The following is a 6,329-nucleotide window of genomic DNA, read 5'->3' as shown; positions in this document are numbered from 1 at the left end:
TTGGAGTTTTTGGGGCGTGCGGATGATCAGGTGAAGATTCGTGGTTATCGGGTGGAGTTGGGGGAGATCGGGGCGGTGTTGGCGGGGCATCCGGGGGTCCGGGACGCCGTCGTCCTCCTCCGCGACGACACCCTGGTGGGCTACTACCTGCCCGCCACCACCCCCGCGGCCAGGACCTTGACGAACTCCGGCCCGGACCAGCCGGCCGACAGCCCGACCGATCACCCGGCCCACAGCGCCAACCAGCCGGCCGACCCGCCGCTGAGCAGCGCCGAGCTGGCCGAACACTGCCGCACCGCACTGCCCGAGTACATGGTGCCGGCCGCGTTCGTCGCGCTGGACCGGTTCCCGCTGACGGTGAACGGCAAGCTGGACAAGCGGGCGCTGCCGGCGCCGGACCAGGGTGCGCTGCCGACAGGTGAGGTCTACGTGGCGCCGCGTACCGAGGTGGAGGAGCGGGTCGCGGCGATCTGGCGGGACGTGCTCGGGGTCGAGCGGGTCGGGGTGCACGACAGCTTCTTCGACCTCGGCGGGCACTCGATCCGGGCGGTCGCCCTGGTCGGCGCCCTGCGCGAGGCCGGTTTCCCGGCCGGCGTACGGGACGTGCTGGAGGCGCGCACCGTCGCCCGGCTCGTCGAGGCGCTGGCCGGCCGGGAGGAGGCGCGGGTCGAGCGGGCCGTGGCGCCGTTCGACCTGATCTCCGCCGCCGACCGGGCCAGACTGCCGGTCGGGGTGGTCGACGCGTACCCGCTCTCCCAGGTGCAGCTCGGCATGCTGGTGGAGATGCTCGGCGACGCCGAACTGAACCCCTACCACACGGTCAACTCGTTCCGGCTCCGCGACGGGCGGCCGTTCTCCGCCGCCGCGCTGCGGGCCGCCGCCGACCTGGTCGCCGACCGGCACGAACTGCTGCGTACCTCGTTCGACCTGGAGACGTACGCGGTGCCGATGCAGCTCGTGCACGCCGACGCGACGATCCCGCTGACCGTCCGGGACCTGCGGGACCTTCCGCCGACCGGGCGGGAGCAGGCGGTCCGCGACTTCACCGATCGGGAGCAGGCCACCCCGTTCGCCGTCGGCGACGCCCCGCTGCTGCGACTGGCCGCCCACGTCGAGAGTGACGGGTCGTGGTGGCTGACCGTGACGGTGTGCCACCCGATCACCGAGGGCTGGAGCCACCGGGCGATGCTGGTCGAGCTGCTCGACGCGTACCAGCGGATCCGCGATGGCCTGGCCCCCGCGCCGGTCGAGCGACCGGCGGTGCGCTACGCCGACTTCGTCGCCGCCGAACTCCGGTCGATCGACTCGGCGGCCGACCGGGACCACTGGCGCGGCATCGTCGAGCGGTACGCCCCGTTCGCCCTGCCCGCGGCCTGGGCTGACCCGGCCGGCCGGGTCAGCGACGGCTACTCGGTCACCGTGGTCTGGGGCGACCTGGACCGCGAGCTGCGGGCCCTGGCCGCCGCGGCCGGGGCGTCCCTGAAGAGCGTGCTGCTCGCCGCCCACCTCAAGGCGCTCAGCCAGCTCACCGACGAGCGTCGGTTCTTCACCGGCCTGGTCTACAGCGCCCGTCCCGAGGTGGTCGGCGCGGACCGGGTCTACGGCATGTACCTCAACAGCCTGCCGTTCGGCTACGACGGCACCGCCGCCACCTGGCGGAACCTGGTGCGCGACGTCTACACCCACGAGACCGCCTGCTGGCCGCACCGACGCTTCCCGATGCCGGTGATCCAGCGCGAGTTCGGCGACGGACGACGCCTGGTCGACGTCCGTTTCTCCTACCAGGAGGACTTCGAGGCGGTCGACACCGACCTGATCGACGTCGAGAACGGGCTCGGCGACGGCGCCAGCGAGTTCCCGCTCGCGGTGGCGGCGGCGGACGGTGGCCTGATCCTCACCACCAACCGCCGGGCGCTCCGGCCGGAGCACGCCGAACGGCTCGCCGGGATCTACCGGGCGGTGCTGGAGGCGATGGCCGCCGACGTCGACGGCGACGCCCGGACCAGCCACCTGCCGCCCGGCGAACGGGACCGGCTGCTGGTCACCGCGAACCGGACCGACCCGGCGCCGGTCCGGCAGGCCGTGCACCAGCTTGTCGCGGAGCGGGCCGCGGCCACCCCGGACGCCCTCGCGGTCCGCTGCGGCGCGGCGCGGCTGAGCTACCGGGAACTCGACACGCTGGCCAACCGGTACGCCCAGCACCTGCGGGCGCTCGGCGTCGGTCCGGAGTCGACGGTCGGCGTCCTGCTCGACCGGGGACCGGACCTGGTCGCCGCCCTGCTCGGAATCTGGAAGGCCGGCGGGGCGTACGTGCCGCTCGACGCCTCCCACCCGACCGAGCGGCTGCGCCACATGCTGGCCAACGCCGGCGCCCGGCTGGTGGTCACCCAGCAGGCGTACGCCGACCGGTTCACCGTCGCGCAGGTGCTCGTCGACCGGGACGCGGCGGCGGTGGCGGCCCGCCCGGCGAGTCCGCCCGACGTCCCGACCGACCTCGACGGTCTGGCGTACGTCATCTACACCTCCGGCTCCACCGGCCGACCGAAGGGCGTCCAGGTGCCGCACCGGGGCCTGACCAACCACGTCCAGTGGGCCGCCGCCGAACTCGCCTCCCGGGGTGACCGGGGCGCCCCGCTGTTCTCCTCGATCGCCTTCGACCTGCCGGTGCCGAACCTCTACGCCCCGCTGGTCACCGGCCAGCCGGTGCACCTGATGCCGGCCGACGTCGAGCTGGACCGGCTCGGCGACTGGCTGGCCGGAGCCGGGCCGTTCAGCTTCGTCAAGCTGACCCCCGGCCACCTGGACCTGCTCTCCCACCAGCTCACCGCCGAACAGGCGTCCGGGCTGGCCGGCGTGCTGGTGGTGGCCGGCGAGGCGCTCACCCGGGCCACCCTGGACCGGTGGCGTGCGCTGGACCCGGACACCCCGCTGATCAACGAGTACGGCCCGACCGAGGCGTCGGTCGGCACCTGTGTCCAGTCGGTCACCGCAGCGCCCGAGGGTGACGTGGTGCCGATCGGCCGCCCGCTGCCCGGCATGACGATGTACGTGCTGGACCGCTGGTTGCAGCCGGTCCCGGTCGGGGTCCCCGGCGAGCTGTACGTCGGCGGCACCGGCGTCACCAGGGGTTACGCCGACCAGCCCGGGCTGACCGCCGAGCGGTTCCTGCCCGACCCGTTCGGGCCGCCCGGCGGTCGCCTCTACCGCACCGGCGACCTGGTCCGGACCCTGCCGGACGGTGCGGTCGACTTCCTCGGCCGGCTCGACGACCAGGTCAAGATCCGGGGTTACCGGATCGAGCTGGGGGAGATCCAGGCGGTGCTGCTCGACCACCCGGCGGTCCGGGACGCGGTCGTGGTGGCCCGCGACGTGGTCCGGGACGACGCCCCGACCGGGGACCGGCAGCTCGTCGCCTACTGCGTACCGGCCGGGGACGGTGGGGACCTGAACGCCGGGGTGCTCGCCGAGCACTGCGCCACCCGACTGCCGGACTACATGGTGCCGGTGGCGTACGTGCCGCTGGAGCAGATCCCGCTGACCGCGAACGGCAAACTGGACCGGCGGGCCCTGCCCGACCCCGGGGACGCCGGCGCACCGGCCGCCCGGGAGTTCGTCGGACCGCGCACCGAGACCGAGCGGACCCTGGCCGGGATCTGGGCCCGGGTGCTCGGCCTGCCCGAGGTCAGCGTGCACGACAGGTTCTTCGAACTGGGTGGCCACTCCATCCTGATGATCCAGGTGCTGGCCGCCGCCCGGCAGGCCGGACTGCCGCTCGCGGTGGCCCAGATGTACCAGCACGAGACCGTCGCCGAGCTGGCCGCCGCGGTGGCGGCCGACACCACCCCGGCGGTCGAGGCGGTGACCGAACAGGGACAGGTCACCGGTGAGGTGCCGCTGACCCCGATCCAGCGACGGTTCCTCGCCCTGCCCGGCGACCCCGACCGGTATGCCCAGGCGGGCCTGCTCGACGTACGGCCGGCGGCCGACGTGAACCGGCTCGCCGGGGCGCTGGACACGCTGGTCGCCCACCACGACGCGCTGCGGCTGCGGATCCGCGACGGGGTGGCGACGATCGGCGCCGAGGTCCCGGCCGACCTGCTGACCGTCGTCGACCTCGGGCAGCTGCCGGAGGCGGAGCGGGAGACGGTGGTCCGGGAGACGGTCGGTCGGGCCGCCGAGGGACACGACATCGCGGCCGGACGCCTGGTCCGGGCCACCCTGCTGCGCGGCGGAAACGCCGATGGCGACCAGTTGCTGCTCGCCGTGCACCACCTGGCGGTGGACATCGTCTCGTGGCAGATCCTGGTCGCCGATCTGAACACCGCGTACGCCGGGGAACCGCTGCCGGCCAAGAGCACCTCGGTCCAGCACTGGGCCCGTCGGCTCGTCGAACACGCCGCGGGGAACGAGTTGGCCGCGCAGGCGCCGTACTGGCTGAACCGGATGCCGGCGGCGGCGCTGCCGGTGGACCGTCCGGAGGAGACCGACCACGCCGCCGACGCCCGCACCGTCACGGTCACCCTGCCCCGGCACCTGACCGCCGCGCTCACCCACCAGGTGCCGGCGGCCGGGCAGGTCCGCGCCGAGGAGGTCTTCCACACCGCGCTGGCCACCGCGGTGGCCGGCTGGACCGGCGGCAACCGGGTGCTGCTCGACCTGGAGGGGCACGGCCGGGAGGAGATCTTCCCGGACGTGGACCTGTCCCGGACCGTCGGCTGGTTCACCAGCCTCTACCCGGTTTCGCTCTGGCTACCGGCGGGCGATCCGGAGGCCGCGCTGCGTGCCGTCCGCGACCAGCTGCGCGCGGTCCCGGACCGGGGTCTCGGCTACGGCCTGCTCCGGCACCTCAGCTCGGACACCGAACTGGCGGCGGCCCTGGCCGAGCTGCCCGAGCCGCGGATCCTGGTCAACTACACCGGGCACCGGTCGGTGGGCAGCCAGACCGGCCCGGCCGGCCCGGACGGCGGACGACCGAGCGCGCCTCGGTTCACCCTGCCCGCCCGTCGGCTGGTCAGCGCCCAGGACCCGGACCGGCCCCGAACCCACCCGCTGCAGGTCACCGCCGGGGTGCACGACCACATGCTGACCGTGCACTGGACCTACCCGGGACGGCGGTACGACGAGGCCACCATCCGGCGGGTCGCCGAGCGGACCATCGAGGCGCTCACCGACCTGATCGGGCACGCGGTGCCGAAGGCGGCGGTGCCGAGCGGGCCGGTGATCTCCGGCGAGGCGGTCCGGGCCGCCCTCGACGAGTACGCGGTGCCGGGCGCGGCGGTGGCGCTGGTCCGCAACGGCGAACTGGTCTCGGCGGACGGCTATGGCAGCCTGACCGCCGGCGGTGACGTCCCGGTCACCGCGGACACCCTGTTCCAGGTCGGGTCGATCAGCAAGCACGTCTGCGCGGTCGGCGCGCTCCGGCTCGCCGCCGCCGGCCGGCTGGACCTGGACACCGACGTCAACCGCTACCTGACCAGCTGGCGGCTGGACGCCCCCGGCCCGGTGACCGTACGCCAGCTGCTCAGTCACGTGGCCGGGCTGACCGTGGTCCGCAACAGCGGGCAGCTGCGCGGCGAACCGGGGCCGACCCTGCTCGACCTGCTCACCGGCCGGCCGCCGGCGACCACCCCGCAGGTCCGGGGTGAACTGCCACCGGGCGAGCAGTTCCGGAAGAGCAACGGGCACTACTGGGTGCTGGAGCAGCTGCTGACCGACCTGACCGGGCAGCCGTTCGCCGAACTGATGCGGGAGCTGGTGTTCGCCCCGCTCGGCATGGACGGGACCAGCTTCGACCAGGCGTTCCCGGAGACGTCGGGCCGGCCGGTGGCGGTCGGGCACGACGAGCGGGGCACCCCGGTGCCGGGTGGCTGGCGGGTCAAGCCGGTGCTCGCCTCGACCGGGCTCTGGGCCACCGCGCCGGACCTGGCCCGGCTGCTGGTCGCGGTCCGCCGGGCGTACCTCGGGGAGGGGGAGCTGCTGCCCCGGCCGTACGCCGAGCAGCTGCTCACCGCGATCCACCGGGACGCGCTCTACGGGCTCGGCACCTCGGTCGACGACACCGGACGGGAAGTCGAGTTCGGACACGTCGGCGAGTCGGTCGGCTACCGCGCGATGATGCTGGGGCGGGTGCGCAGCGGCACCGGTTTTGTGGTGCTCACCAACGCGGACTCCGGCAAGGAGGTGCACAAGGTCGTCGCGCTCGGTGTCGGCCAGCAGGACGGGCAGCAGTTCGGGGTCGGCCAGGGCCGTACCGAGCTGGGCTACTGACCGGGGCCGGGGGACCGGGATCCGGGCACCGCACCACCGGGCCGGTCCGCCGGACCGCGCCG

At 74.4% G+C, this 6,329-nt stretch carries 1 protein-coding gene; it reads left to right on the top strand.

The features are described 5' to 3' along the window. Positions 1-30: 30 nt before the first annotated feature. Entirely contained in the window at positions 31-6,267 is a 6,237-nt protein-coding gene (locus ABGB21_RS22020) for an amino acid adenylation domain-containing protein (protein ID WP_347679270.1), read from the top strand. Positions 6,268-6,329: the final 62 nt, after the last annotated feature.

This window comes from Plantactinospora sp. B24E8, assembly GCF_039871735.1.
GTDB lineage: Bacteria > Actinomycetota > Actinomycetes > Mycobacteriales > Micromonosporaceae > Plantactinospora.
Note: the sequence above shows the minus strand (reverse complement) of the source record. Positions and strands in the feature narration are given on the sequence as shown.